The 26,134-nt window shown below is 68.6% G+C and carries 23 protein-coding genes; 12 read left to right on the forward strand and 11 right to left on the reverse strand.

What is annotated here, in order from left to right:
* Positions 1-138: 138 nt before the first annotated feature.
* Positions 139-693, forward strand: a complete 555-nt coding sequence (locus tag AB5I40_RS18270; protein ID WP_370939713.1) for a dihydrofolate reductase family protein — start codon at positions 139-141, stop codon at positions 691-693.
* A gap of 119 nt (positions 694-812) precedes the next feature.
* Positions 813-1,793, forward strand: a complete 981-nt coding sequence (locus AB5I40_RS18275; protein ID WP_370939714.1) for a chitinase — start codon at positions 813-815, stop codon at positions 1,791-1,793.
* A gap of 55 nt (positions 1,794-1,848) precedes the next feature.
* Here the strand turns inward: AB5I40_RS18275 and AB5I40_RS18280 are convergent, their stop codons facing one another.
* The 5 genes from AB5I40_RS18280 to AB5I40_RS18300 form a co-directional block, all read right to left on the reverse strand.
* The gene (locus AB5I40_RS18280) at positions 1,849-2,610 is read right to left on the reverse strand and encodes an HAD family acid phosphatase (protein WP_370939715.1); all 762 of its coding nucleotides are present in this window, start codon (positions 2,608-2,610) and stop codon (positions 1,849-1,851) included.
* A gap of 47 nt (positions 2,611-2,657) precedes the next feature.
* On the reverse strand, positions 2,658-3,842 hold the full coding sequence (locus tag AB5I40_RS18285) for a class I SAM-dependent methyltransferase (protein ID WP_370939716.1): 1,185 nt from the start codon (positions 3,840-3,842) through the stop codon (positions 2,658-2,660).
* 1 nt (position 3,843) lies between these two features.
* Positions 3,844-4,809, reverse strand: coding sequence for a class I SAM-dependent methyltransferase (locus AB5I40_RS18290; RefSeq protein ID WP_370939717.1), 966 nt, complete (start codon positions 4,807-4,809; stop codon positions 3,844-3,846).
* Positions 4,806-5,585 carry an enoyl-CoA hydratase/isomerase family protein gene (locus AB5I40_RS18295; RefSeq protein WP_370939718.1) on the reverse strand — a complete coding sequence of 260 codons (780 nt, stop codon included), beginning with the start codon at positions 5,583-5,585 and terminating at the stop codon, positions 4,806-4,808. The genes AB5I40_RS18290 and AB5I40_RS18295 overlap by 4 nt, the downstream gene beginning before the upstream one ends.
* Positions 5,586-5,648: 63 nt before the next feature.
* On the reverse strand, positions 5,649-6,461 hold the full coding sequence (locus AB5I40_RS18300) for an ABC transporter ATP-binding protein (protein WP_370939719.1): 813 nt from the start codon (positions 6,459-6,461) through the stop codon (positions 5,649-5,651).
* Between the two features lie 390 nt (positions 6,462-6,851).
* Between AB5I40_RS18300 and AB5I40_RS18305 the strand changes: the two genes are divergently transcribed.
* Together AB5I40_RS18305 and AB5I40_RS18310 are read left to right on the forward strand one after the other, a co-directional pair.
* A complete protein-coding gene (locus tag AB5I40_RS18305; RefSeq protein ID WP_370939720.1) occupies positions 6,852-7,397 on the forward strand; it encodes a cysteine dioxygenase family protein in 546 nt (181 codons plus the stop codon).
* Complete coding sequence (locus AB5I40_RS18310; RefSeq protein ID WP_370939721.1) at positions 7,394-7,789, forward strand: rhodanese-like domain-containing protein; 396 nt, start codon at positions 7,394-7,396, stop codon at positions 7,787-7,789. Before AB5I40_RS18305 ends, AB5I40_RS18310 begins: the two co-directional genes overlap by 4 nt.
* A 130-nt stretch (positions 7,790-7,919) precedes the next feature.
* On the opposite strand, the gene glgP is transcribed toward AB5I40_RS18310, so the two are convergent.
* Entirely contained in the window at positions 7,920-10,463 is a 2,544-nt protein-coding gene (glgP, locus tag AB5I40_RS18315) for an alpha-glucan family phosphorylase (RefSeq protein WP_370939722.1), read from the reverse strand.
* Positions 10,464-10,591: 128 nt separating this feature from the next.
* Between glgP and AB5I40_RS18320 the strand changes: the two genes are divergently transcribed.
* Positions 10,592-12,034 (forward strand): neutral zinc metallopeptidase, encoded by a 1,443-nt coding sequence (locus AB5I40_RS18320; protein WP_370939724.1) that lies wholly within the window; start codon positions 10,592-10,594, stop codon positions 12,032-12,034.
* A 47-nt stretch (positions 12,035-12,081) separates the two neighbouring features.
* On the opposite strand, the gene AB5I40_RS18325 is transcribed toward AB5I40_RS18320, so the two are convergent.
* Positions 12,082-13,002 (reverse strand): tetratricopeptide repeat protein, encoded by a 921-nt coding sequence (locus AB5I40_RS18325; protein WP_370939725.1) that lies wholly within the window; start codon positions 13,000-13,002, stop codon positions 12,082-12,084.
* A gap of 154 nt (positions 13,003-13,156) precedes the next feature.
* Between AB5I40_RS18325 and AB5I40_RS18330 the strand changes: the two genes are divergently transcribed.
* A complete protein-coding gene (locus AB5I40_RS18330; protein WP_370939726.1) occupies positions 13,157-13,564 on the forward strand; it encodes a hypothetical protein in 408 nt (135 codons plus the stop codon).
* A 1-nt stretch (position 13,565) separates the two neighbouring features.
* Here AB5I40_RS18330 and AB5I40_RS18335 read toward each other — a convergent pair whose 3' ends face one another.
* The gene (locus AB5I40_RS18335) at positions 13,566-13,868 is read right to left on the reverse strand and encodes a thiamine-binding protein (protein ID WP_344269774.1); all 303 of its coding nucleotides are present in this window, start codon (positions 13,866-13,868) and stop codon (positions 13,566-13,568) included.
* A 70-nt stretch (positions 13,869-13,938) separates the two neighbouring features.
* Between AB5I40_RS18335 and AB5I40_RS18340 the strand changes: the two genes are divergently transcribed.
* Entirely contained in the window at positions 13,939-14,439 is a 501-nt protein-coding gene (locus AB5I40_RS18340) for a MarR family winged helix-turn-helix transcriptional regulator (RefSeq protein WP_370939727.1), read from the forward strand.
* Positions 14,440-14,490: 51 nt separating this feature from the next.
* On the opposite strand, the gene AB5I40_RS18345 is transcribed toward AB5I40_RS18340, so the two are convergent.
* The 3 genes from AB5I40_RS18345 to AB5I40_RS18355 all read right to left on the reverse strand — a co-directional run bounded on the left by AB5I40_RS18345 (position 14,491) and on the right by AB5I40_RS18355 (position 20,935).
* Positions 14,491-14,859 carry a DUF3817 domain-containing protein gene (locus AB5I40_RS18345; RefSeq protein ID WP_370939728.1) on the reverse strand — a complete coding sequence of 123 codons (369 nt, stop codon included), beginning with the start codon at positions 14,857-14,859 and terminating at the stop codon, positions 14,491-14,493.
* Positions 14,860-15,173: 314 nt separating this feature from the next.
* A complete protein-coding gene (locus AB5I40_RS18350) occupies positions 15,174-17,561 on the reverse strand; it encodes a GH92 family glycosyl hydrolase (RefSeq protein WP_370939729.1) in 2,388 nt (795 codons plus the stop codon).
* Positions 17,562-17,635: 74 nt separating this feature from the next.
* Positions 17,636-20,935, reverse strand: a complete 3,300-nt coding sequence (locus AB5I40_RS18355) for a GH92 family glycosyl hydrolase (protein ID WP_370939730.1) — start codon at positions 20,933-20,935, stop codon at positions 17,636-17,638.
* Positions 20,936-21,202: 267 nt separating this feature from the next.
* On the opposite strand from AB5I40_RS18355, the gene AB5I40_RS18360 reads away from it, so the two are divergent.
* Genes AB5I40_RS18360 through AB5I40_RS18380 form a run of 5 tightly spaced genes read left to right on the forward strand, consistent with a single transcriptional unit; the run spans position 21,203 to position 26,063 of the window.
* Positions 21,203-22,186: a LacI family DNA-binding transcriptional regulator gene (locus AB5I40_RS18360; RefSeq protein WP_344269759.1), complete on the forward strand. Its 984-nt coding sequence runs from the start codon at positions 21,203-21,205 to the stop codon at positions 22,184-22,186.
* Positions 22,183-23,220 (forward strand): class I mannose-6-phosphate isomerase, encoded by a 1,038-nt coding sequence (locus AB5I40_RS18365; RefSeq protein WP_370939731.1) that lies wholly within the window; start codon positions 22,183-22,185, stop codon positions 23,218-23,220. Before AB5I40_RS18360 ends, AB5I40_RS18365 begins: the two co-directional genes overlap by 4 nt.
* A 5-nt stretch (positions 23,221-23,225) precedes the next feature.
* A complete protein-coding gene (locus AB5I40_RS18370; RefSeq protein WP_370939732.1) occupies positions 23,226-23,990 on the forward strand; it encodes an ATP-binding cassette domain-containing protein in 765 nt (254 codons plus the stop codon).
* On the forward strand, positions 23,987-25,030 hold the full coding sequence (locus AB5I40_RS18375) for an ABC transporter permease (protein WP_370939733.1): 1,044 nt from the start codon (positions 23,987-23,989) through the stop codon (positions 25,028-25,030). Before AB5I40_RS18370 ends, AB5I40_RS18375 begins: the two co-directional genes overlap by 4 nt.
* A gap of 31 nt (positions 25,031-25,061) precedes the next feature.
* On the forward strand, positions 25,062-26,063 hold the full coding sequence (locus tag AB5I40_RS18380; RefSeq protein ID WP_370939734.1) for an ABC transporter substrate-binding protein: 1,002 nt from the start codon (positions 25,062-25,064) through the stop codon (positions 26,061-26,063).
* The last annotated feature ends 71 nt before the right edge of the window (positions 26,064-26,134 follow it).

Here is a 26,134-nt window from a genome sequence, read left to right on the forward strand (position 1 = left end):
GGGGCGGCCGGACCGGAGCCGCGACGGACGGGCCAGACGAGCCTGCTGACTACCTGTGCGGCGAATTTGGTGCCTGAGGACCGATGAGTTTTCGCCGCTCCCCCGGTCTACCTCGTATCGGAAGAACGAGGAGGACCCATGGGCAAGGTGTTGTGGCACGTCGCGATGTCGCTGGACGGGTTTGTCGCCGCGGACGGGCATGCGATGGACTGGATGTCGGGGGTGCGCGTCACGCCGGGGGTGCACGAGGAATCCATCGCGCGGGTCGGGGCGATTTTGGGCGGGCGGCGCGGGTTCGACGCACTCGCCGCACGGACGCCCGGGAAGGTCGCCAAGCAGCCGTACGGCGGGGCGTGGAGCGGGCCGGTTTTCGTGCTTACCCATCATCCGGAGGACGCGCCGGCCGAGGACGGGGTGACGTTTCTCGGCTGCGACGTCCGGGAGGCGGTCGAGACCGGGCTCGCGGCGGCGGGCGGGAAAGACCTTGAGCTGCACAGCCAGGATATCGCGCGACAGTGCGTTGAGCTGGGGATTGTCGACGAGTTCCTCGTGCATCTCATGCCGGTGATGCTCGGGTCCGGCATCCGGTTGTTCGACAATCCGGGCGGGAAACCGGTTCGGTGGGACCGGGTGCACGACGGGGATCCCGCGCTCGCGATCGACCTGCGGTTCCGGCCCGCCGCACCCCGCTGAATCCCGCTCAGCGGGACGGATCGGCATACTAATGGCCCATGGCCTCCGCGGAGTTATTGGTCTATACCTTTTGGACAGGGGTTTTCCACCCCTCGGTCCTCACCGTGGAGGTTCCACCCATGCGTCTGTCCTCCCCCCGGAAACTGGCGGCCGCGCTCGGCGGGCTGCTGGCCGTAGCCGGACTCGCGGTCCCGTCGGGCACCGCGGCTGCGGCGAGCGACTCGTCGATCGCGCTCGCGCCCTATGTGGACATGGGCGCGTGGCCGTCGCCCGTGTTGTCGTCGATGTCCGAGCAGAGCGGCATCAAGAGTTTCACTCTCGGCTTCGTCACCGGAGCCGCGTGCAAGGCCAGCTGGTTCGCTGCTTACGATCCCCGGCAGGGCTGGCAGTCCGACGAAATCGCCAAGATCCGCGCGGCTGGCGGAGATGTCAAAGTCTCCTTTGGCGGCGCGTCCGGCGTCGAGCTCGCGCAGGCGTGCGGTGACGTCAATTCGCTCGTCGGCGAGTACGAGGCGGTGATCAAGGCCTACGACCTCAAGTACATCGACGTCGACATCGAGGGCGCGGCGGTCGCCGACCCCGGTTCGATCAAACTTCGTTCCGAAGCACTGAAAAAGGTGCAGGACGACAATCCCGGGCTCAAGATTTCGCTGACGCTGCCGGTGCTTCCCACCGGGCTCACGTCGGACGGGCTGAACGTCGTGACCTCGGCGCGGGACGCGGGCGTCAATCTCGACCTGGTGAACGTCATGGCGATGGACTACTACCAGGGTGCCGGCGACCAGGGAGCCAAGGCGATCCAGGCGGCGCAATCCACGCAGGGCCAGCTGAAAACGGCGCTCGGACTGTCCGATGCGGACGCTTGGCGGAAGGTCGGCCTGACGCCGATGCTGGGCGTCAACGATTCGCAGAACGAGATCTTCTACCAGAAGGACGCCAGCGCGGTCGTGAGCTTCGCGCAGAGTGTCCACCTGGGAATGCTGTCGTTCTGGGAACTCGGCCGGGACGCGAACGCGTGCACCGGCGCGCTGTACCGGTGCACCAACATTTCCCAGCAGCCGTACGAATTCTCGAGGATCTTCGCCGGGTACTCCGGCTGACGAAAACGGAGCAGCCCGGGCCCGGCGCGGGACCCGGGCTGACTCCGGTACCGGCTCAGGGCAGGTAGTACATCGGGTTCGGCAGCTTCACCGGGTGGTCGGCGTAGCCGCCCTCGAGGTCGCTGAACTGGTCGCCGAGGTTGAGCACGATGTGCGCGCCGGTCGACTGGATGTGCGCGCGGGTGCCCGACTTGTACTGCACGGTGTTGCAGTTCAGCCCGCACGGCAGGTAGTCCGGCGCGGTGGTCTTCGGCTTGAAGTACGCGCCGGTCGGCGTCGGGTAGCCCTCGTTCGCGAGGTTCTTGAGCGACTGCGGGCCCTGCTTGTCGTTGCGACCGGTCAGGAAATAGACCTGCACGCCGCGTTCGGCGGCCCACTTCGTCAGTTCCAGCACCGGCTTGTTGGCCTCGAAAGTGCCGTCGTCGATGGCTTTCTGCTGCTTCACCGGGTCGAAGCCGAAGTCGTTGTCGGCTTCCCAGCCGTAGGTGATCTCGGACGTGTCGTCCACGTCGAGCACGATCGCCGGGTTCTTCACCTTGCCCAGCTTCTGCTGCAGGTACCGCTTCGCGTCGGCGACCACGCGCTTGGTGTCGGTGACGAACCTGCTGGTCTCGGAGTAGTGGTGCTTGCCGGACGCGTCGAGCCAGTCGCCGTAGTACGCCTTGACGTCGTTCTTCACCTGGCCGATGTTCGCCGGCTCCCGGCCGTGCGCGGCGGTGACGGCGTCCGACCCGGCGAGCGCGGTCGCGCCTCCTGCGACGGTGGCGCCGACGGCCGCGGCGGCAGCGAGTTTGACGAGAGCGGGAAAACGAGACACAGCGACCCTCCAGTGATAATTCGCCAACCCGCAGAACTTACGCCGCGTTACCCGGCTTGAAAACCCTCCGTTGGGATGCGTTCGGCCCGGCACACGAACGCCACCGGCGACCGGCCGATTCGCGTAAGCACCACAGTGGACTCTTCGTGACCACGCGGTTTCAGCTTGCGACGCAAGGCGTCCGGGTCCACGTCGAGGCCGCGGACGAGGATTTCCAGCCGTCCGACGTCGAGCTTCTTCAACACCTGTCCGAGCGGTTTTTCGCGGTACGGCAACTGTTCCAGCACTCGGAAGGCACGCACGCCTGGCGGTGGCGTGTCACCGGTGAGGTAGGCGATGCGTTCGTCCAACTGCCACAACCCATGCCGCGCCGCGTAATGCCGCACGAGTCCGGCGCGCACGACAGCGCCATCCGGATCAACCAGCCACTCCCCCGCTTCCCGCACGGGAATGTCGTCCGGTTCCGCGTCGGTGAGAGTCCACTGTGTACCGTCTGAACGCAACACTGTTGCCCGGCGCGTGACACCCGACGAAAGCCCTCGCCACAGGCAGGCCTCGCGGACTTGACCGTCGAGCGACACGAGTTCCACCTCGTCCGCCCAGGGTGCGATGGAAAAATCCATGCCGGGCGCGCATTTCACCGACAGGACCCGGCCGGGATAGGCGGCCACGAGCTCGTCCAGCGGCGGCAGGAAGTCAGCCGGACGCCACACGCGGCGGCCCGCGGAGTCGCGTCGAGCAGGATCAGCGACCACTGCGGTGTCCCGCGAAACCGGCTGCAAAGCGTCGGCCCGCGCGACGAGCGGCGAAACTCCGGCCACGAAAGCGTTTTGCCGAGCCATTTCCAGCCGCACCGGGTCCACATCGGACCCCATCGCCACCGCAGCGACCCGAGACAGTTCAACCAGGTCCGCGCCTACCGAGCACGTGACGTCATGCACGGCGAGGCCAGCCAGCCGCGAAGCCCGATGCCGAGCCACCGGCGTAGCGCTCGCCTGCTGCAAAGCATCAGCAGTGAACAACCACTCGGCAGAAGAAGCCAGTTTCAGAACCGATTTACGCCGCAGCGCAACGGTTTCCAACACCGGCGAAGCATGCTCCCCGACCAGGCGGCGAGCCGTGGTGACGTCCGCGATCCGCGAAGCGTTCAAAGTAGAGCACTCGGCGAGCGCCGCCCGTCCCGCGCCGGAGCGCAGGAAGGCGACGTCGTCGAGCGTGAAACTGTAGGGCAATTCAGGACGGCCGCTTGGTCCCGGTGATCATCACGTTGTAGAACAGCTCGCGCGGCAGCACCTTCGACAGCAGCTTCTTGTCCAAAGCGGACAGCCGCAGCCACAGGTGGTAGGCGAACAGCCGCCAGCGCACGGTGAGCTTCTCCTGCGGCACCGCGGCCTCGAAGGTGCGGATCGGCCAGCCGGCCAGCGCCGCCGAGAACTCCTCGGTGACCGCGCGGACGTCCTGCGCACCGGCCCCGCGCGCCATCGCTTCCAGCTCCGACGGGTCGAAGGTGTGGATGTCGACCACGGCCTCGAGCGCCGCCGCCCGCGAGGATTCGTCCAATTCGGACTGCGGACGCCGCCAGCCGCTCAACGCGGGCAGCTTGGTGATGTTCGTGGTGAGGTACCAGGTGAACTGGCCGAGCCGGCGGGCGTAGCGGTCGCCGATTTTCGTCGGCTCGCCCGCGAACACGAACCGCCCGCCCGGCTTGAGCACGCGCAGCACCTCGCCGAACGCCTGGCGCACGTCCGGGATGTGGTGCAGCACCGCGTGCCCGACCACGAGGTCGAACGTGTTGTCGTCGTAGGGGATCCGCTCCGCGTCGGCGACCCGGCCGTCGACGTCGAGGCCGAGGCCCTCGGCGTTGCGCAGCGCGACCTGCACCATGCCCGGCGACAGGTCGGTGACCGAACCCTTCTTCGCGACGCCGCCCTGCATCAGGTTCAGCAGGAAGAACCCGGTGCCGCTGCCCAGTTCCATCGCGTGCTGGTAGGGCTGGCCGTCCTCGCCCGCCACCGCGTTGAACACGTCAGTGGCGTAGGAGATGCAGCGCTCGTCGTAGGAAATGGACCACTTCTCGTCGTACGTCCCGGCTTCCCAGTCGTGGTAGAGGACGTTCGCGAGCTTCGGGTCGGCGTAGGCCGCCTTGACCTCGTCTTCGGTCGCGTGCGGATTCGGCGCCGGGTCGGACACGGAAGTCACTTCCCCTCGAAACTGGCTTTGCCGGGGCCGTTGTCGATGAACGACTGCATGCCGTTTTTCTGGTCCTCGGTCGCCCACAGCGCGGTGAACAGCTGCGTTTCGATCTTCAGGCCGGTGGCCAGGTCGACGTCGAGACCGGAGTCGACCGCCGTCTTGGCCGCGCGCAGCGCCATCGCCGGGCCGTTCGCGAACTGCGAGGCCCACTTGTGCGCGGCGGCGTACACGTCGTCCGGGGCCACGACCTCGTCGACGATGCCCAGCTTGAGCGCTTCTTCGGCCTTCACGAAGCGGCCGGTGAAGATCAGGTCCTTGGCCTTGCTCGGGCCGATCAGCCGGGTCAGCCGCTGCGTGCCGCCCGCGCCGGGGATGATGCCGAGCTGGATCTCCGGCTGGCCGACCTTCACGTTGTCGCCCGCGACGCGCCAGTCCGCGGTCAGGGCCAGTTCGAGGCCGCCGCCGAGGGCGTAGCCGGTGATCGCGCAGACGACCGGCTTCGGGATGTTCGCGACCCGGGCGAGCGACGCGGTCAGCTCGGCGCCGAACTTCGCGATCTCCGGGTAGGTGCGGGAAGCCATCTCCTTGATGTCCGCGCCGCCGGCGAAGGTCTTCTCGCCGCCGTAGAGGATCACCGCGCGCACGTCGTCGCGGTCGGACGCCTCGCGCGCGGCCTCGGCGAGCTCGGCCTGCACCTGGTTGTTCAGCGCGTTGACCGGCGGCCGGTCCAGCCGGATCGTGCCGACCCCGCCCTCGACCTCCAGGGTTACGAACTCTCCCACGCGACTCCTCCTCGTTAACGGCGTTTACGCGGCGCTTGCAGGCTACCGGCCGGTAGGGACAACTTACCTGCGGCGGGCGAAGAACCGCTCGCCCGAGCGCTCCAGCACCAGGTCCTGGTCGAAGGTCTTGGACAGGTTCTCGCTGGTGATCACGTCGTCCACCAGCCCGGACACCACCGCGCGGCCCTCGCGCAGCAGCAAGGCGTGGGTGAAGCCCGGCGGGATCTCCTCGACGTGGTGGGTGACCAGCACCATCGCCGGCGCGTCCGGGTCCATCGCGAGCACCGAGAGCCGGGCCACGAGGTCCTCGCGGCCGCCGAGGTCGAGTCCCGCGGCGGGCTCGTCGAGCAGCAGCAGCTCCGGGTCGGTCATCAGCGAGCGGGCGATCAGCACGCGCTTGCGCTCGCCCTCGCTCAGCGTGCCGAAGGTGCGCTCGGCCAGGTGCGCGATGCCGAGCGTGCCGAGCAGTTCGGTCGCGCGGTCGAGGTCCATCCGGTCGTACTGCTCGCGCCAGCGGCCCATCACCGCGTACCCGGCGCTGACCACGACGTCGGCGACGCGCTCGTCGCCGGGCACGCGCTGGGCGATCGCGGCGGAGGTGAAGCCGATGCGCGGGCGCAGGTCGAAGATGTTCACCTTGCCGATGCGGTCGCCGAGCAGGTCGACTTCGCCGGAGGTGGGGTGCAGTTCGGCGGCGGCCAGGCGCAGCAGGGTGGTCTTGCCCGCGCCGTTCGGGCCGAGCACCACCCATCGCTCGTCCAGCTCGACCGCCCAGTCGAGGGCCGCGAGGAGGTCGTTTCCGGTACGGCGGACGCCGACACCGGACATCCGCACGACGAGGTCGTCAGGATCGCTGGGCAGGATCGGCTCGCTCACGAGCCCATTGTGGCGGTCGCCCGGGCACGGGCGCGCACCCGCCCGGGGTAAGAGCCCATGCCGGGAACTCGAGCCTCGCTGACCGCAGCTTCACGGCCGTGAGGGGAACCCTGAGGGACTCTGATTCCCTCAGGGTTCCCCTCACGGACCACAAGCCCCGCTGCGCCGGGTGTCCAGCGGATGGGACAACAGGCCGTGATCACGCGGCTGTGGCAGCATCCACGCCATGTTCGCTTCCGCGCGCCCCGTGTTCTGGCGCCGTCGCGCGATCGACCTTCTCCTGGTGGCTTCCAGCGGGTGTAGCCGGGCGCGGCACGCACGCTGATCCTCGTCGGCGTGCCGCGTCGCCTCGTGCCCGGCACCTTCCGACTCATTCCAGGAGCACCCGCGTTGACCACGTCCATCGTCCGTCCGGAAGTCGAAATCCACCCCCAGCTGACCGATCCGCTGCTGCCCGAACTGCTGCACCCGTCAAGGCTGCTGTGGACGCCGCGCGAGCTGGCCGACCTGACCCGCACGGTCACCACCGAACTGACCACCAGCCTGCGCGACGTCCTGCGCTTCGACGAGGACCAGCGCTGGTGGGCGCGGCTGGCGCTCACCGACGGCGTCGAGCTGTGGCTGCTGTCGTGGCTGCCCGGCCAGCACACGAAGCCGCACGACCACGGCGGCGCGTCGGGTTCGTTCACCGTGCTGCAGGGCGAACTCGGCGAGGAGTACCGCTATCCCGGCGGCCCGGTCCGCCGCCGCACGCACACCGCCGGGCAGGGCATCGGCTTCGGCGCCGGGCGCGCGCACCAGGTGCTCGGCGTCGGCGAGGAGCCGGCGGCCAGCGTGCACGCCTACTCGCCGCCGCTGGTGCCGACCCGCGAATACACGAGCCTCGCGGACGTGCCGAACGAGATCCCGCCGCTGCCTGCCATCGTGCGGTCATGACCGCTATCGAAGGTTTTCTCGCCGACGCCCGGTCCTCGCTGGACCGGGCGGACCCGGCGCGCGCCGCCGACCTGCAGGCCGACGGCGCGCTGATCGTCGACATCCGGCCGTACGCCAACCGGCTCGCCGAGGGCGAGATTCCCGGGTCGGTGGTGGTCGAGCGGATCCACCTGGAGTGGCGGCTGGCCCCGGACAGCGAATGGCGGCTGCCGGGGGTTTCGGCGGAGACCGTCGCGGTGGTGGTGTGCAACGAGGGATACGCGTCTAGCTTGGCGGCTGCTGATTTGCAGCGGCTGGGGTTGGTGAAGGCGACGGATTTGGCGGGCGGGTTCCGGGCTTGGGCGGCGGCTGGGTTGCCGGTGCAGAAAGGCGGGTCGCCCGCGGTTCCGTGAGCCGTTGCGCGCGCCCCAATGTGGCGTTGGGTGCATCCCGCGCACCCAATGTGGCGTTCGGTGCGTCTGATGCACCCAATGCCACATTGGGTGCGTTAGATGCACCCAATGTGGCATTGGGGCGCGCTGTTCAGGCGAGCACGACGCGCGCCAGCTCCGCCGGGCTGGCCAGCAGCGGGTGCTTCGGCAGCACCCGCACCGTGTAGCCGACCGAGCCCGCGCGCGGCAGCCGCAGGGTCGCGGCGAACGCGCCGATGCCGTCCGGCTCCATCGGGACCTGCACCGAATCCGCGAGTTCGTCCCCGTCGCCGACCTGGCCCACCACGGCTTGGATGTCCACTTCGGACGGTTCGAGCCCGGCGAGGTCGATCCGGGCGCGGATGGTGACCTCTGCGCCCACCACGAGGCGTCCGGTGTGGTCGTACTGGAGTTCGGCGTCGAAGATCCGCACGCGCGGCCACGCGACTTCCAGTTTGGTCCGGTAGTCGGCCAGTGAAAGCGCGCCCTGGTGGCCGTTGCCGGTGGCGGCGGCGACCATGCGCGACGCGGGCAGGTAGCCGGAGTCCACGTACTCGCGGACCATCCGCGACGCCTGCACGCGCGGGCCCAGCGTTTCCAAGGTGTGCCAGACCATCGCGAGCCAGCCGGTCGGCACGCCGTCCGCGCCGGTGTCGTAGTAGAGCGGCGCGATCTGCTGGCCGAGCAGGTCGTACAGCGCGGCGGCTTCGAGGTCGTCGCGGCGGAGCGGGTCGGTGACGCCGTCCGCGGTGGGGATGGCCCAGCCGTTGGAGCCGTCGTAGCACTCGTCCCACCAGCCGTCCTTGATGGACAGGTTCAGGCCGCCGTTGAGCGCCGACTTCATCCCGGACGTGCCGCAGGCCTCCAGCGTCCGCACCGGGTTGTTCAGCCACACGTCGCAGCCGCGGTAGAGGTAGCGGGCCATCGACATGTCGTAGTCCGGCAGGAAGACGATGCGGTGGCGCACCGCGGGATCGTCGACGAAGCGCACGATCTGCTGGATCAGCTGTTTGCCGTTCTCGTCGGCGGGATGCGATTTGCCGCCGATCACGATCTGGATCGGCCGCTTCTCGTCCAGCAGCAGCGCGCGCAGCCGGTCCGGGTCGCGCAGCATCAGCGTGAGCCGTTTGTACGTCGGGACGCGGCGGGCGAAGCCGACGGTCAGCACGTCCGGGTCGAAGACGCGGTCGGTCCAGCCGAGTTCCAGCGCGGACGCGCCGCGCTGCATCCACGCCGCCCGCACCCGCCGCCGGACCTCGCCGACGAGCTTTCCCCGCAGTTCCCGGCGCAGTTCCCACAGCTGCTGGTCGCTGACGCCGTCGCGCAGCGAACTGTCCGGCGTGCGGCCTTCGTGACCGAACTCCTCGTGGTTGCCGCCGAGCAGCGCGCTCAGCTCGCGCGCCACCCAGGTCGGCCCGTGCACGCCGTTGGTGATGGACGCGATCGGCACCTCGGCGTCGTCGAAACCGGGCCACAGCCGGGAAAACATCCGGCGCGTGACGCGGCCGTGCAGCTCGGAGACGCCATTTGCACGTTGTGCCAGACGCAGTCCCATGTGCGCCATGTTGAACAGACCGGGGTTGTCCTCCGCGCCGAGTTGCAGCACGCGGCGCACGTCGACGTCCGGGACGAGCCTGCCGTCGGAGAAGTAGCGCTGCACCAGGTCGACCGGGAAGCGGTCGATGCCCGCGCTGACCGGCGTGTGCGTGGTGAACACAGTCCCGGCGCGGACCGCGGGCAGCGCCTCGTCGAAGGCGAGCCCGTCGGACTGGATGATCTCGCGAGCGCGCTCCAGCCCGAGGAATCCGGCGTGGCCCTCGTTGGTGTGGAACACCTTCGGCTGCGGATGCCCGGTCAGCTCGCAGAACTTCCGCACCGCGCGGAACCCGCCGATGCCGGCCAGGATCTCCTGGCGGATCCGGTGGTCGGCGTCGCCGCCGTACAGCCGGTCGGTGACCGAGCGGAGGTCCTCGTCGTTGGCCTCGATGTCGGTGTCGAGCAACAGCAGCGGGATCCGGCCGACGCGCGCCCGCCACATCTGCGCGCGCAGGTCGCGTCCGCCCGGCATGGCGACCTCGACGAGCACCGGGCGGCCGTCCTCGGTGACCAGCTCCAGCGGGAACGCGTTCGGGTCGATCACCGGGTAGTGCTCGACCTGCCAGCCGTCGAGCGACAGGCCCTGGCGGAAGTAGCCGGACCGGTAGAGCAGGCCGACGCCGACCATCGGCACGCCGAGGTCCGAGGCCGCCTTGAGGTGGTCGCCGGCGAGCACGCCGAGGCCGCCGGAGTAGTTCGGCAGCGCCTCGGTGACCCCGAACTCCATCGAGAAGTACGCGACCGCGCTCGGCAGGCCGTCGTCGCTGCGTCGCTGGTACCAACGCGGTTCGGTGAGGTAGCGCTCCAGCCCGGCCGCGGCCTCGCGGGTGCGGCTGAGGAAGTCCTCGTCCTTCGCCAGTTCCTCGAGCCGCTCCGGCGGCAGCGCGGTGAGCATGCGCAGCGGGTCGCGGATCTGGTTGAACAGCTCGGCGTCCATCGAGGCGAACAGGTCGCGCGTCGGCGGATGCCAGGTCCAGCGAAGGTTGGTCGCGAGGGCCCCGAGCCCGGCGAGCGGCTCGGGCAGGCTGGCGCGGACGGTGAACCGGCGGACTGCACGCATGGTCAGCGACGATATCCGGCCCGCTTCGCGCGCGCTCGCGCCCCACTTCGGGGATTGTCCGCGCGCCCCGCCATCCGGGTCAGTAATGTCCCGGTTCGTTGTCGGACGCGGAAGTGGAACGAGGGAACATGAGCCGAGGGGGACGCCGGTACGCGCTGGTCGCGCTGGTCGCGGCGACCGTGCTGGGGACAGCCGCGTGCGGGGACAAGACTCCTCCGGCGACGCCGGGCGCCGGGAACGTCGCCGGGCTGCCGGTCACGCACTTCGAGAGCGGGCTGCGCGCCGACGCGCCGCGGCCGGATCTTCCCGTGAAGAACGCCAGCGGCGGCGAGGACGACCAGCTCGCCACCGCCGCGATCGCGGACGTGCAGGCGTACTGGACCGAGGCGCTGCCCGCGGAGTTCGGCGGCAAGCGGTTCGAGCCGGTCAAGTCGCTGCTGTCGTACGACTCGAAGCGCGACACCCAGAACACCGCGTGCGGCAGCGTCAAGCAGCTGGTGAACGCGTTCTACTGCGCGGGCGACGATTCGGTGGCGTGGGACCGCGGCGTGCTGCTGCCGATGCTGCGCAAGCGGTTCGGGCCGATGTCGGTGGTGACTGTGCTGGCACACGAGTTCGGCCACGCGATCCAGTACCGGCTCGGGGCGACGGCGGGGATTTCGAAGTCGACGCCGACTGTCGTGAAGGAACAGCAGGCGGACTGTTTCGCCGGCGGGTACTTCCGGTGGGTCGCCGAGGACAAGAGCAAGTTCTACCGCGTGTCGACCGCCGAAGGGCTGGACCAGATCCTGGCGGCGATGTTCTTCATCCGCGACCAGGCCGGGACGAGTGCGACTGATCGGCAGGCGCACGGCACGGCGTTCGACCGGACGTATGCGTTCCAGGCCGGGTTCGAGAAGGGGCCGAAGGAATGCGCGGGGATGAACGCGCAGAACGTGCAGAAGCGGCTGACTGAGCGGCCGTTCGATTCCGGGGACCGGGGGAAGGGCGACGCCCGGTTCGACGAGCAGACGGTGACGGATTTGAAGGGCAGCCTCGACGAGGCGTTCAAGGGGGCTGGGGTGCAGGGACCTCGGTTCACGGCCGGGTCCGGCAGCTGTTCCGGCGGGCCGAGCACTCCGCCCGCGTCTTATTGTCCGAACGACAACACGGTGAACTTCGATCAGCGGGCGTTGGCGAAGCTGGCCGAGCCGGTGGACCAGGAAGCCGAAATGGCCGGCCGGGCCGGGGGCGGGCTTGGCGACTTCGCTGCCTTTGCCGAGTTGGCGTCGCGGTATGCGATCGGGGTGCAGAAGGGCGTGGGGGCCTCGATCGATACGCCTAATGCTGGGTTGCGGACTGCTTGCCTGGTGGGGGCTTGGGCGGCGTTCTCGAACCACCCGACGGGCGGGGTGAACCTGAAGCTGTCGTCCGGGGATCTGGACGAGGCGATCGCGGACCTGCTCCGGCCGGACGGGCTCGTGTCGGCGAACGTGAACGGGGAACGGCCGGACAGCGGGTTCGATCGCGTTGAGTCGCTGCGGCGCGGGTATCTCGAGGGATCGTCTTCCTGCTCGAAGCAGTACCCCTGACAGCGGAAAGGGCCGCACCGTTCCGGTGCGGCCCTTTTTTCGTCAGCTCAGAACAGCGCGCTCGCCAGGTCGCGGCGGGCCTTGGCTACGCGCTCGTCGGCCGGGTCGAAGAGTTCGAACAGGGCGACCAGGTGTTCGCGGACGCGGTTGCGCTCGTCGCCCGCGGTGCGGCGGACGACGTCGACCAGGCGACGGAACGCGCCTTCGACATCTTGCTCGGCGATGTCCAGATCGGCGGCCGCGAGCTGGGCGTCGATGTCCTTCGGGTCGGCTTCGGCCTTCTCGCGGGCGCTCGGGTCCGCTGCTTCGGCGCGGGCGGTGAACTTGACCTGCGCCAGGGCGTTCTTCGCCAGCTCGTTGGCCGGTTCGGCGTCCAGGATGCGCTCGTACGCGGCCTGCGCGGCGGCGTAGTCGCCCTGCTCGAAAGCGTCTTCAGCCTCGGTGAAGCGCGGGTCTTCCGGCTCCTCGACCGGGCCACGGGCCTCCTCGGCGGCGCGGATGCCGGGCAGACGGTCGCGCAGGGCGTCGAGCAGGGAGTTCAGCCACTTGCGGATCTCCGGCTCCGGCAGTGCGCCGGAGAAGGCGTCCACGGGCTGGCCGCCGGCGATCGCGACCACGGTCGGGACCGACTGCGCGCCGAACGCCTGCGCGATGCGCGGGTTGGCCTCCACGTCGACCTTCGCGAGCACCCAGGAGCCGCCGCTCTCGCCGGCCAGCCGCTCCAGCACGGCGGTCAGCTGCTGGCACTGCTCGGAGAACCCGGCCCACAGGTCGACGACCACGAGCTGGTTGAGCGAGAGTTCGACGACCGACTGGAAGGTCGCCTCGGTGACTTCGAGCACCGTGTCCGACGACGGGGCCGGGGCTCCGTCCGGCTGCCCCGCGCCCGAAGGCGGCTGGTTCCGGGTCGCTTCCGCCCGTGCCTTGAGCGCGGACAGGTCGACCGCGCCGGACAACGCGGCGGACATGGCCGCTGAGTTCGCTGCAGATCCGCGTGGGTGTGTCACGCCCTCCATCCTGGCACGCCTCGCCGCGAGAGTTCAGCGGCAGTCCCGAGGTTCGCTTTTGGCATGCGCACGCCCCTGAGGCATGCTCTCCGCGAGGACAACGAGGAGGCCGAGAATGCTGAGCCGGCGCAACGTCACGGTGGCCGCCGCCGTCGTGGTGGCGGTGGCGTGGGTCGCCAGCATCACGGTGACCGTCGCGCACCAAGACCCGCCCGGCGCGGCGTCCCCGCCAGAGTTGCGCACGGAGCTCACGGCCGCGCTGAGCGGGCGGGACGCGGACGCGCTGGCCGGGCTCTTCGACGTCCCCGGCTCGGGCGGCGACGATCTCGCCAAGGACTACGTCGGCGTCCTCAAAGACGGCAACGCGCGCGACATCTCCGTGCAGCTCTCACCGGACGAACACTCCCCCACCGCAGCCGTCGTGCGCGGGAAGACCGGCGCGGGCGAGCAGTTCAGCTACCGGCTCGCGGTGACCAGCGCCAAGGGACGCTGGACAGTCGCGTTCACACCGCCGATTCCCTAGCTCAGTCCTCGCGCAGGTGCGCTTCGACCCGCTCGACCTTCGCCGCCAGCTGACCGGAGTAGCCGGGGCGGATGTCGGCCTTCAGCACCAGACCGACGCGCGCCGAGCCCTCTCCCGCGGCTTCCACCGCCTTCTTCACCACCGCCATGACCTCGTCCCACTCCCCCTCGATCTCGGTGAACATTGAGCTGGTCGAGTTCGGCAGCCCCGATTCGCGCACCACCTTCACCGCGCGCGAGACGGCCTCGCTGACTCCGCCGTCCGGCTCTCCCGCCGAGGGGCTCACGCTGAACGCGACGATCATGTCGACTTCCTTCCCTGTTCTCGCAGGGCGACCCCCACGACCGGGGTACCCGCTGGTAGCTTCGGTTGCCATGAACCGTCCGCTGCCGTTCGATCCGATCGCCCGTGCCGCGCAGCTGTGGGAAGACCGGATCGGCCCGGCCGGAACCATGGCCGCGGTCACCGGTGTGATGCGGGTGCAGCAGATCATCCAGTCGGCGGTCGACGGCGCTCTCAAGCCGCACGGCCTCACCTTCGCCCGCTACGAGGCGCTCGTGCTGCTCACCTTCTCCCGCAACGCGCGGCTGCCGATGCGGGTGATGGGCGAACGGCTGCAGCTGCATCCCACCAGCGTCACCAACATAGTGGACCGGCTCGAGCGCGACGGGCTCGTGAAGCGCGTGCCGCATCCCACCGACCGGCGCACCACGCTCGTCGAGATCACCGACGACGGCCGCGCGCTGCGGGAAACCGCCACCGCCGCGGTCACCGGCATCGACTTCGGGCTCACCGGGCTCACCGAGCGGCAGGTGGAGCAGCTGACCGAACTGCTCACCAAGGTCCGCAAATCCGCGGGCGATTTCACCTCGTAACGCACGAAGGGCCCGCGCGGTTCGCACGGGCCCTTCGGGAAAATCGGAAGATCAGACGCTGACCGGCTCCTGCGCGCGGACGAAGAGGCCGACGCCGCCGTGGGTGAGCCGCTGCGGGCCGTCGAGCTTGCCGTTGCGCAGCGCCCACTTCTCGAACAGCCAGGTGAACAGCGGCGGGATGCTCGCGAGCAGCGCCAGCACCAGGGTCTTGCCCCGCCAGCCCAGCGGCTTCGCCACGGACAGGGAGACGATCACGTACAGGGCGAAGACGACGCCGTGCACCATGCCGAGGACGGGCACGCCGCCCTCGTTAGAGGCGCCGACGACGTACTTGAGAAACATCCCGATCAGCAAGCCGAGCCAGGACAGAGCCTCGGCGACTGCGGCCACGCGGAACACGAGAGCGGCCTTGCTGGACACGACATCCTCCTGTGCGTCACCTGGTGCGTGCTGACTGCACACACAAAAAACACGTCCGACGGACTGTCCAAGGCGGACGGAAACCGCCTGGCGTCAACAGCACTGTCGAACGGGTATGAGACCAGTGTGAGGCGTGACCGGCTTCACCGGAACACCGGGGCCCGTGACTCTGGTCACGAGCGATCCGCGCATTGGTCTGCACCAATTGCGGACAGTGGGCGGAAACGGGCGGGAAATGCCCGGTTAACGGGAAAGACCGCCTCCCGATCCCAAGATCCGGGAGGCGGCCTTCACCGACTGTCCTGCGGCGATTACTAACCGGCACAAGGAGAAGCCGGCGCGGAGGAGCGTGACGTTCCCCACGTGGCCTGCGGCGCGTCGCCGGTCAGCGAGAAGTCCAGAGTGGACCCGCGGCGCAGTTGTTCCAGGCTGACGAACGTTTTGTCCGACGCCGTGCCGTTGACGCGCAGCCCGGAGACGTACTGCAGTTGCGCCCCGCTGGCGCCGCGCGCGTTGATGGTGAAGTCGCGGCCGTTGGGCAGATGCAGCACGGACTTGGCGAACCGCGGCGCGTTGAGCACGAAGTTGCCAGTGCCCGGGACGGCCGGGTAGAGGCCGAGCGCGCTGAAGACGTACCAGGCGGACATGGTGCCGAGGTCGTCGTTTCCGGTGACGCCGTTGGGGGCGTTCGTGAACAGCGTGTGCGCGGCCCGCACCACCGCGGAGGTCTTCCATGGCTGTCCGGTGAGCGTGTACATCCACGGCGAGTGGAGATCGGGCTCGTTGTTGGGGTTATAGCGGAACTGCTTGTAATAGTCGTACGGCCCGACGACCCACTTTTCGTGCGCGGTTTTCGCCGGGTCCTTCACGAGGTCGTCGTAAGCGAAGAAGTCGTCGAGCCGCTTACCGGCGTTGGCCGCGCCGCCCATCTTCGCGACGAGGCCGGGCACGTCCTGCTGCACCAGCCACTGGTACTGCCACGCGGTGCCCTCATGGAACCCGTCCTGGCCTTGCGGGCTGTACGGGCCGTCGGCCGGGGTGTACCAGCTGCCGCCGGTCACCTTCGGGCGGAAGTAGCCGGTGAAGCCGCGGTCGGTCACCGACGAGTCCCACAGCGTCGCGTACGTCCGGCCCTTGGCCGCCAGCTGTTTCGCGTCCTGTTTCCGGCCGAGTGCGGAGGCCATCACGGAGAGGGAACAGTCGCCTAGGGCGTATTCGAGGGTCGCCGATGCGCCGTGTGCTGGATCGGTGTCCTGGCCCTTCTTCGGGAAGTTCGGGTCGTATTGGACGAATCCGTCGGCCTGGTAACTCGCGTTGCCGGAACGGCCTTGGAACGGTGACGACGCGGGCGGGATTTCGCGGGAGTTCTGCAGCAATGCTTGGTACGCGTGCATTTCGTCGCCGCTCAACGCCCCGAAGCGCCACAGGTCGACCAGGAATGGCGTGACTGGATCTCCAGTCATGGTGTTCGTTTCCTGGCTCGCGTACGCCCAGCGCGGGAGCCAGCCGCCTTGGTCGTGGATGGCGAGGATGCTCTTCGCGACATCCTTGGCCCTGTCCGGTTTCAGCAGGGCCAGCAGCTGGTTCTGCGAGCGGTAAGTGTCCCAAAGGGAGAAGAAGTCGTAGTACGTCCAGCCGATCGCGCGGTGGATCTTTTTGTCGAAGCCGTAGTACCGGCCGTCGGCATCGTTCGCGGTGAGCGGTTGCAGGAAGGCGTGGTAGAGCGAGGTGTAGAAGACCGTGCGGTCATCTGGGGTGCCGCCGGTGATGTCCACACTGGACAGTTCGCGGCGCCAGTCACGTTGGACGTCGTTCTTGACGGCATCGAACGGGCGGACGCGGGAGGCGGCCAGGTTCACGTCCGCGCCGCGAGCGTCCACTTGGGAAATCGACGTGGTGGCAGTGACTTGGCCGCCCTTCGGGAAGGTCAGCCACGCGCCGCGCAGGCCCGCACCGCCTTGTGCCGAGCGGCTTCCTGGCGTGCCACCGTCTGGTGACCAGGTGCCGTAGGAAGAGAAGGGCTGGTCGAATTTCGTGGTGAAGTAAGTGGTGTAGGGCTTTCCGCCGCAGAAGGCTTGCGATTCGACGGTGCCCGCGATGGTGTGGTCGTCGACGATCCGGACGCTGCTGCCGCTGACCGGTTCCTTCGCATTGGCCTGTCCGACGTTCACGAAAACGTTGGCTGGGCCGGATTTATCGAAGGAGTATCGCTCGACGCCGCTGCGCGTGCTGGCGGTGGTTTCGACGTCGATGCCGCCGTAGCCGGTGAGATGCACCTTGTAGTAGCCGGGTTTTCCGACTTCGCCTTCGTGCGTGTACGGCGCGGCGTATTTGGCTTGGTCGAAGGTGGCGGGCTTGCTCGTGTCGAACGCCGCGCCCGGGCCAATTTCGCCGGTGGTGGGCAGCATCGACACCAGGCCGCCTTGTTCCCAGCACCCCGCGCCGGATAGGAAGAAATGGCCGAAGCCTCGGATTGCCGTGTCGGTATAGAGATAACCCGCGTAGTGCGTCGTGATCGGGCTGGATTGCACCATGCCGAACGGCGCGGACGCACCCGGGAAAGTGTTGCCCTCGTCTTGCGTGCCGATGAACGTGTTGACCGCGTCCAGCGGATCGGCCGGACGCGCCTCAGCCGCGACCGGCGTGAGCGCGGCCGCGGTAACAGCGAGCGCCACCGCGCTCGCCAAAACCCTGCTCCTCATGAGACTCCTCTGGGAAAGTACGTGAGGGGAACCCTGAGGGAATCTGATTCCCTCAGGGTTCCCCTCACGGAAGGTCAGCCCGCGGCGATGGCGAACACGTGCAGGTCGCCGCCGCTGACGCCGCTCGGCAGCGTCACGCTCGCGACGGTTTTGCCCGCGTCCAGCGTGATCGGCGCGGTGGCGAACACCATCGTGCGGATCTGCTGCGGGTCGCCGCCCGCGGAGTTGCGGTACGGGGTGGACAGGACGATCCGGTTGCCGAACGCCGGCTGCGCTCCGCCGCCGCCGAGGGTCCAGTCGGAGAATCCGACGGCGGCGGTGGATTTGCTGCCGTCGGTGTAGGTGACGGTGAGCGTGCCCTGGGCGTTGCCGTTGCTGGCGGAGCCGAGCAGCGCGAGCCGTCCCGAACCGGACAGGTTGATCGTCTGACCGGCGGCCACGACGTTGTCCGGGTCGCCGACCGGGTACGACGGCCAGGTGAAGTTCAGCCCGTCGCTCGACACCGTGCTGCCCGGTTTGGCGCCGGCCTTGGCCAGCGCGTCCGCCGAGTAGCTCCAGCCGCCGCCGTCGAAGTTCCCGGCGGCCGAGTTCGCGTCCGGCGAGAGACCGGTGTTGTCCACAGTGGCCAGCCAGCTGTTCGGCTTCGCCACCAGGACGGTCAGCACCGCCTGCACGTCCGCGAGGCCCGCCGAGGAGAAGGTGACCGGGATCCGGCGCGGACCGTCGGAAGTGCCTGCCGGAACGCTCACCGTCACCTGAGCGTGGCCCTTTCCGGCCGCCGGGACCTGGACGGAACCAGTCGCGGGCGACAGCGTGATGCCGTCGGCGCTACCCGCGGAATAGGTCCAGGTCTTGGCGGTGCCGGACAGATCCTGCACGCCCACCGAAGCGGTCGAGGTCGTGCCAGCGGGTACCACGGCGCGTGCCGGATCCACAAAGGACAGACTCGGCTTCTCCTGCTCGCGGAACGACGGCGGCGCGTCAGCCGCTGCAGCACCCCATGAAGTGGCAGTGGCCGACCGAGTGAAGTCCAGCTTGCCGCCCTGAGATATCAATCCTTCCGACAGCCATGCCTTGCTTGCCGCACTGCCGTTCACCTTCAGGCTGCTGGTGTACTCACCGGTGCCGGGAGCGTTGACGGTGATCTTCTTGCCCGAACCGGTGGTCACCTCGGCGTGCGCGAAGCGCGGCGTGGTCAGCACGGTTTCGGCGCGGCCCGGGATCTCCGGGTAGACGCCGAGCGCGGACCAGACGTACCAGGACGACATCTGCCCGAGGTCGTCGTTGCCGATCAGACCTTCCGGACGCGGGTTGTACAGTTCGTCCATCGCCCGGCGCACGATGTTCTGCGTCTTCGCCGGAGCACCCGCGAACGAGTACACGTAGGGCGCGTTCGAGTTCGGCTCGTTGCCCAGGAACGCATACGGCTCATGGGTTCCGGCGTTCAGCTTCGTGAAGAAAGTGTCCAAACGCGACTGCGTAGCGGTGGTGCCGCCGAACGCCGTCACGAGACCGCCGAGGTCGTACGGGACCATCCAGTCGTACTGCGCGCCGTTGCCCTCGACCCATCCCTGCGAGCTGGCCGGGTCGTAATTCGCGGAGAACGAACCGTCCGAGTTGCGCGGCTGCAGGTGTCCGCTGCCCGGGTTGTAGAGGTTCTGCCAGTTCTGCGCGCGCTTCATGAACGTGGTGTACGTGGCGCTGTCGCCGAGCCGCTTCGCGAACTGGGCGATGGCGAAGTCGGCGCTCGTGTATTCCAGGGTGTCCGCCGCCGCGCCGGGCACGTAGCCGAGCCGTTGGTAGTCCTGCAGGCCCGGCCGTTCGGTGTAGCCCTGCGTCGGCTGCGTCGCGCCCTTGATCATGAGCAGCAACGCTTTCTGCGCGTCGAAGTCACGCGCGCCGAACGCGTAGGCGCTGGAAACGATGATGTGGTACGGATCCCCGTTCATCACGCCGGTGTAGTCGTTCGCCACCGTCCAGCGGTCCCACGAACCGCCTTGTTCGGCGAACGCCATCATCGAGCGCACGAGGTCCGAGGTCTGCTTCGGCGCGATCGTGGCCAGCAGCGGGACCTCAGAGCGGTAGATGTCCCAGCCGGAGATGTTGGTGTACGTCGCGTGGCCGCGTTCGGCCTGGTGGATCCGGCCGTCGAAGCCGGGATAGCGACCGTCCACATCGGAGAAGACATTCGGCTGGATCAGCGAGTGGTACAGCGAGGTGTAGAACGTCGTGGTGTCGGCGTCGCTGCCGCCGCTGACCTGGATCTTGCCGAGCTGGTCGTTCCACGCCTGCCGCGCCGACGCGGCCATCGCGTCGAACGACTTCTTGCCGTTGTTCTCCGCCTTCAGGTTCGCCTTCGCCCCGTCGACTGACACAAAGGACAGTCCTACCTGGACGTTGACCTGCGCGCCGTTGAGGTTCGGGAACGTCACGTACCCGCCGCTGCCCGGGCCGCTCACCGTCGTGTCCTGCGGTTTCGCCGCCGCCGGGCGCGCCATCGAGGAGCCGATGCCGTTGGGCTGCGCGACCTTCGCCTTGGCTCCGCCAGTCTCGGCGGTCTTGCCCGGCGTCACCGCGCCGTTCTTCCACGTCCCGACCGACTCGAACGGAGTGTCGAACTTCGCCGAGAAGTAGACCCGGTACGAGTCCTTCGCGCCGCAGAACCGGCCGCTGGTCGCCCAGCCGCTGATGGTGTCCTTGCCGATGCTGATCGACGCGTCGTCGGTGCCGTTGACCGAGCCGGAAGTGTTGACCAGCAACGTGGACGCCGCGCCCGCCGGGTAGGTGAACCGTCCGGAACCGGTGCGCTGCGTCGCGCTCAGCTCGACCTTCGCACCGTTGTCGAGGGCGACGTCGTAAGCGCCGGCGGTCGCGTGCTCGTTCTGATGCGAGAAGGTCGAGGTGTAGTGGCCCGGATCGGTCGCGGGCGACGTGCTGATCTCGCCGACGTACGGCATGAACGGCAGGTCCTGATACGTGGTGCAGCCCGCGCCGGAAAGGTGCGTGAGGCTGAACCCGGTGATCGTGTTGTCGTCGTAGAAATAGCCGCCCGGCTGGGATTTCTTCGTGTCCGGGCTCCACTGCACCATCCCGAACGGCGCCACCGCGCCGGGGAAGGTGTTGCCCGCGCCGCCGCCGGTTCCGTGGTCCGCGCCGCCGGGCCGGGTGCCGACGAACGGGTTCACCCACTTCGCCAAGTCGGCGGACTTCGCGGCGCTCGCCGCGGGATCGGCCAGTGCGGGGGCAGCGGGCGCTGCCGCCGCCACGACCGCGGATGTCAGGAAGATCAGTCCGGCTCTCCAGCGCGCTCGCGCCATCGCCATCGCCTCTCCAGTTGTCCGGCGCGAATCCGCCGTCACCAGCCGTCGAGGCATCGATGACAACCTTGTCGCGCACCGTCGATGCGGGCTACCTTCGGCAATGGCTCACCGGATCGTCAAGACCGAGGTGAGAGCCTGTCCGATTCGAGACAACGATGTCCACCATCCGCACCAGCGGATTCGTCGAAGCGGGCAGCGCGAAGGAGCAAGCATTGACACCGAGCCGCCGGATGGTGTCCAATCCCCCGCATTATGACAACGTTGTCTCACTCGGGCCGGGACGCGGACGGACTTCCCCGCCCCGCCAGCAGGCGGGCCACGATGAGCGATGTGGCCCGGCTGGCCGGCGTCAGCATCAAAACGGTGTCGCGGGTCGTCAACGACGAGCCCGCGGTGCATCCGGACACCGCCGAGCGCGTGGTGGCCGCGATCGAACAGCTGGGGTTCCGCCGGAACCTCGGCGCCCGCAACCTGCGCCGCGGCTCGACCACCGGCACCATCGGCCTGGTCGTCGAGGACGTCGGCAACCCCTTCTACTCCGAGCTGAACCGCGCGGTGGAACGGATCGCGACGTCGTTCGGCAGACACGTGCTGACCGGGTCGTCCGGCGAGAACTCCGACCGCGAGCGCGAGCTGTCGCTGGAGTTCTGCGCGCGGCGCGTGGACGGGCTGCTGATCGTGCCCGCCGGGCTGCAGCACGGATATCTCGTGCCGGAAATGCGCGCGGGCACGCCGGTGGTGTTCCTCGACCGCCCGGCCGGCGACATCGTGGCCGACACCGTGCTCGTCGACAACCTCGGCGGCACCATCGAGGCGGTCGGCCACCTCGTGCGCCACGGCCACCGCCGGATCGCGTTCCTCGGCGACAGCCCGGACATCTTCACCGCCGCCGAACGGCTCCGCGGATTCCGCGAAGGCTGTGTGCGCAACGGGATCTCCTACGACGAGAGCCTCGTGGCGATGCAGACGCCGACGCCGGAAACCGTCGGCCACGCCGTGCGCAAGCTGATCGGCGGGCCGAATCCGGCCACCGCCGTGATCGCGGGCAACAACCGGGTCGCGGTGCACCTGCTGCGTGCGCTCGCGCATTCCGAGCGCAGGCCCGCGCTGGTGAGCTTCGACGATTTCGAGCTGGCGGACCTGCTCGACCCGCCGGTCACCGTGATCGCCCACGACGTCAGCGCCCTCGGGCACGCAGCGGCCGAGCTGCTGTTCGCCCGGATCCAGGGAGATCAGTCCGCCCCGAGAAAGGTAGTTCTGCCCGTGCACCTAGTCGCCCGCGGTTCCGGTGAGGCCGCCCTGTGACCAAGCACCTCGAGCCGGTCGCGCTCCCGGCCAACCAGCCGCCGCAGTTCTACCGGGGCGGCGACGCCATCGCCGCGCTGCGCGGCGCGACCGGCACCGACTCGAAATTCGGGCCGGAGGACTGGGTCGGTTCCGTCACGACCATGTTCGGCCAGGAGACCAACGGTCTCACCAAGCTGCCCAGCGGGATCTGGCTGCGCGACGCGGTCGGCGACGACCCGGACGCGTGGCTGGGCGCGGCGCACGTCGCCAAGCTCGGCGACTCGACCGGCCTGCTGGTCAAACTGCTCGACGCCGGACAGCGGCTGCCGGTGCACTTCCACCCGACGGATTCGTTCGCCCACAAGCACTTCGACTCGCACTTCGGCAAGACCGAGGCGTGGATCGTGGTCGGCACCTACGGCGACGATCCGCGTGTGTACCCGGGTTTCCGGGAGACGCTGAGCAAGGACACCGTCGCCGAATGGACCCGCGAACAGGACGCGCCGAGCATGTTGGGCGCGCTCAACAGCATCCCGGTGCAGGCGGGCGACACGGTCTACATTCCGGCCGGGCTGCCGCACGCGATCGGCGAGGGCGTGTTCGTGGTCGAACTGCAGCAGCCGACTGACTTCTCGCTGACCCTGGAATGGCGTGATTTCCTTGCCTCGCCGGAAAAGGGCCACCTCGGGATCGGCTTCGACACCGCGATCGAAACGCTCGACACCTCGGGCTGGGACGAAGACCGGCTCAAGACGATCGTGAAGCACACCTCCGGCGACGAAGCGACCACAGTGGACTTGCTCGCGCCGGGTTCGGCGGAGTTCTTCCGCGCCGACCGTATTCAGTTGTCCGGCAACGCTTTCTCTCTCGACCCGTCGTTCAGCGTGCTCGTCGCGCTCGACGGCGAGGGCACCCTGCGCACCGAGCACGGCGGCGAGTTCCCGGTGGCCAAGGGCGACACCTACGCGGTGCCGTTCTCCGCGGGCCAGACCGAGCTGTCCGGCTCGCTCACTGTCATCCGCTGCCGCCCGCCCGCCCCCGAAGGGAGTTAGCGCCGATGAGCGAGATCCTGCTCGAAGCGGTGGACCTGACCAAGCACTACGGATCGGTGGAAGCCTTGGGCGGCGCGTCTTTCCAGGCGCGCGCGGGCGAGGTGACCGCATTGATCGGCGACAACGGCGCGGGCAAATCCACGCTCGTGAAGTGCCTGTCCGGGGCTGAACAGCCGACGTCGGGCCGGATCTTGCTCGAGGGCGAGGAAGTCCATTTCGATTCGCCGGTGGCCGCGCGCCGGGCCGGGATCGAGACGGTGTACCAGGATCTCGCTGTCGCGATGGAGCTGGACCCGGCCGCGAATCTGTTCCTGGGCCGGGAAATCCCGCGCAAGGGCATCCTCGGCAAGCTCGGCATGCTCGACAAGGCGGAAATGCGGCGGCAGGCGGTCACCGAGTTCGAGAAGCTTGGCGTCAAGCTGCAGAGCACCGAGGTGCCGATCGGCTCGTTGTCCGGCGGGCAGCGGCAAAGCGTCGCCGTAGCCCGGTCGGTGGCGTGGGCGTCGAAGGTCGTGTTCATGGACGAACCGACCGCGGCGCTGGGCGTGCGGCAGCGCGGACGGGTGCTGGACGTGGTCAAGAAGGTCCGGGACAAGGGCATCGCGGTGGTGCTGATCAGCCACAACATGCCCGACGTGCTTTCGGTTTCGGACCGGATCGAGGTGCTGATGCAGGGCAGGCGCGTCGCCCGGTTCGCCGGTGCGGACACGAAACTCGAGGATCTGGTCGCGGCGATGACCGGCGCGCTGGTCCAGGAGGAGGCGGTATGAGCGCACCGGTCAAGGACATCCAGGCCACTGTGGACGACGAGTTCGTCAAGCCGCCGCTGGGAAAGCGGCTCGTCGGGGCCAACACGTTCTGGATCGCGCTGGTGCTGATCGCGCTGATCGCGGTCTTCACCGCACTCGCGCCCGGCCAGTTCGCGACCCTGTTCACCTTCCAGACGCTGCTGAACGAAACCTCCGTGCTGCTGGTGCTCTCGGTCGGCATGACGTTCGTGATCATCACCTCCGGCATCGACCTTTCCGTCGGGTCGGTGCTGATCTTCGCCGGCATGGTCGCGGGCAAGACCATGGAAGCGCTCAGCGGCGGCGACGCCACCCACGCCGGGGGGAGCGTCATCACGGCCGGGCTCGTCGCGGCGGTGCTCGCGGGCACGATCTGGGGCCTGATCAACGGGTTCCTGATCGCGGTGGCGGGCATCCCGCCGCTGATCGTCACGCTCGGGACCATGGGCGCCGCGCTCGGCGTGTCGTACCTGCTCAACGGCGGGTCGGACGTGCGCAGCGTGCCCACTGCGCTGAACCAGACCCTCGGCTACGGCACGTCGTTCGGCGGGATTCCTAACCTGGTGCTGGTGGCCGTGGTGATCACGCTGATCGGCGCGTGGCTGCTGCACACCACGCGGTTCGGCCGCTACACCTTCGCGGTCGGATCGAACGCCGAGGCGGCGCGGCGGGCGGGCATCGGCGTGACCGCGCACCTGCTGAAGGTGTACCTGCTGACCGGTTTCCTGGCCGGAATCGCGGGTTTCATGTCGCTGGCGTACCAGAACTCGACCACGATCTCGGCGCACACCAACGACAACCTGAACGCCATCTCCGCGACGGTGATGGGCGGCACCAGCCTTTTCGGCGGCGTCGGTTCGATGCTGGGCACGGTGATCGGGGTGTTCATCCCGGCGGTGCTGAACAAGGGCTTGAACATCACGCACGTGCAGGACTACTGGCAGTACATCGCGATCGGCGCGGTCCTGATCGCGGCGGTGTGGTTCGACCAGCGCCGCCGCCGCAAGCGCAACTCCCGCTGAATCGGTCCCCGAGTACAAAGAGGTGCTTACGATGAAGTTCAGCAAAACCGTCCTCGCCGCGGGGACTCTCGCGTCCGCGGCGATGCTGGTGACCGCGTGCGGCACCGGGCAGATCGGGCAGAGCGGGTCCGGGGACAAACCCGGCGGCAGCTCGGCGAACAGCAAGAAGCTGGCGCTGGTGCCGGGAGTGCAGGCGGAGCCGTTCTACATCTCGATGCAGTGCGGCGCCGAGGCCGAAGCGAAGAAGCTCGGCTATGAACTGACCACCCAGGCGCCGCAGAAGTTCGACGCGGCCATGCAGACTCCGATCGTCAACGCGATGGGTTCCAACCCGCCCGCCGCGCTGCTCGTCGCGCCGACTGACGACCAGGCGATGCTCGCGCCGATCCAGCTGGTGAAGAACCGCGGCGCGAAGATCGTCGAGGTCGACACTTCGCTCAAGGACAAGAGCGTCGCGGTGTCGTCGGTTTCCTCGGACAACGCCGAGGGCGGCAAACTGGCCGCGCAGACCATGGCGAAGCTCGTCGGCGACAAGCCGGGTTCGGTCCTGATCCTCGACACCATCGCGGGCACGTCCACCACCGCGGCCCGCGCGAAGGGCTTCGAGGACGAACTGAAGAACCACCCGAACCTCAAGTCGACGGGCATCCAGTTCACCAAGAACGAACCGGACCAGGCCGCGGCGAAGGTGACCGCGGCGCTGGTCTCGACGCCGGACCTCGTGGGCATTTTCGCCACCAACCTCAACACCGGCGAGGGCGCGGCGACCGGCCTGCGCAACGCGGGCAAGATCGGCAAGGTCAACCTGGTCGGCTTCGACGCCAGCCCGTCCGAAGTGGACGGCCTGAAGAAGGGCGAGTACCAGGCACTCATCGCGCAGGACCCGGCGCAGATCGGCACCAAGGGCGTCGACCAGGCGGTGGCCGCGCTCGAGGGCAAGCCGACCGAGCGGGACCTGACCGCGCAGCTGCACTCGATCACCAAGGACGACCTGGACGCGAATTCCCAGTACTTCTACAAGCAGAGCTGCTAATCTCTGCTCCGACCGAAGGGGACTTTCCGCACGGAAAGTCCCCTTCGCCGTCTTCCCGGCTAGTATCTACT

It is taken from the genome of Amycolatopsis sp. cg13 (assembly GCF_041346965.1).
GTDB lineage: Bacteria > Actinomycetota > Actinomycetes > Mycobacteriales > Pseudonocardiaceae > Amycolatopsis.